Here is a 1,516-nt window from a genome sequence, read left to right on the forward strand (position 1 = left end):
CCCTAGTATCTCACCCATCGACGTTGTGGGCTTCATTTTGGATGCTTGACAGTGTTGATGCCAGTGGTCTTGCCTGCAGCTTGACCGTTGGCGCAGCGGCGTAGATCGTCTGCCCTCTGATGCTTGACATCGACCCGGAGCTTGATCGCGTCGCTGTTTGTTTTGAACCCGAACCGTCGCCTGATCGGCTCAGTGAGTAGCCAGATCGTATTTACTAGGATGGGACTCTGCAATGAAAACGAACGCCGCAAAAAAGAACTACGCCCGTTTCATTGGCGTCGATGTTGCCTCAGACAAAATCGACATTCATGATTCCGAGGGAAAGCTCACCGGCGAGCTGCCCAACACCTGTGCCGCGATCGATAAAAAGTTGACCGCCAGACTCAAGTCTGCCGACAACATTTTAGTCATTTGTGAAGCAACCGGCGGCTTCGAACACATCTTAGTCGATTCGATGCACCAAGGTGGTATCGATGTCGTCGTGGCCAACCCGAGGCAAGTTCGTGACTTTGCCAAAGGACATGGTTACCTCGAGAAAACCGATGCGATTGATGCCGCGTTGATCGCCAAGTTCGGTCGCGATGTCGATGTTCATTTGGCACCGCAGCGAAGCGAGGCTCAGCGAGCGTTTCTGGCAATGGTGCGTCGTCGAGGACAAGTCCTGACGATGCTGCAGGCCGAAAAGAATCGACTCGCTCAAACGCGTGATCCATTCGCCAAAGATTTAATCGAGCAATCCATTTCACACTGGAAAAACCAGCTCAAAACGCTCGATACGCAAATCGAAACGAAGCTTTCCGAGCGAGCCAAGATGGATGAAAAGATTGACATTTTGCGAAGCGTTCCCGGTGTCGCCACCGTAACGACGGCAACGCTTGTCGCCGAACTTCCTGAGCTTGGAAATCTCAATCGCGGCCAGATCGCCAAGTTAGTTGGCGTGGCACCGTTGGCCGATCAGTCGGGCAAATCGGATAAGAAACGCAAAGCCAAAGGAGGCCGCGGCCAAGTGCGAAACGTGTTGTACATGGCAACGTTGGTGGCTACACGCTACAACCCAATCATCAAAAGGTTCTACGCTCGCCTGCTGAGCAAAGGCAAACTGAAAAAAGTCGCGTTGGTTGCCGCGATGCGAAAACTCTTGACCATTCTCAATGACATGGTTCGCAATGGTGAACCTTGGCGCACGGCAGACCTGAGCCTATCGAAATAGAAAGAGGCGACCAGGGAACCGTCGCTAAAAGGATCCTGATCGCCTCACGTGCTCGATGCATCATGGACGCACCGGCGACTGGATTATCCTTCGAGCAGTTGCACCTCTGCAGAGCTGCTGTGTGTTTCACCCAGCACGTTCATGTTACCGCTGCGCGGTTGTTCTGTAAAATCATGGAACACCGGCGCAATGCTTCAAAAAACCTCGGGGGTTTGGGGGCTGGCCCCCAAGGACTCTGGGAAATCGAATCGAAAAATTTAAAATTTTCGATCAATCTATTGACCGGAAATAAGACCGTCGCTCCGG

Annotated in this window: 2 protein-coding genes; both read left to right on the forward strand. The window is 52.6% G+C overall.

The annotated features are described in order from the left end of the window. Nucleotides 1-232 precede the first annotated feature (232 nt). Nucleotides 233-1,210: an IS110 family RNA-guided transposase gene (locus NZK35_RS28925; RefSeq protein WP_259636009.1), complete on the forward strand. Its 978-nt coding sequence runs from the start codon at nucleotides 233-235 to the stop codon at nucleotides 1,208-1,210. A 62-nt stretch (nucleotides 1,211-1,272) separates the two neighbouring features. Next, nucleotides 1,273-1,516, forward strand: a 244-nt coding sequence (locus NZK35_RS28930; RefSeq protein ID WP_259636010.1) for a hypothetical protein, incomplete at its 3' end; no start/stop codon positions are given.

Origin of the sequence: Stieleria sedimenti (genome assembly GCF_025060895.1) — a bacterium.
GTDB lineage: Bacteria > Planctomycetota > Planctomycetia > Pirellulales > Pirellulaceae > Stieleria > Stieleria sedimenti.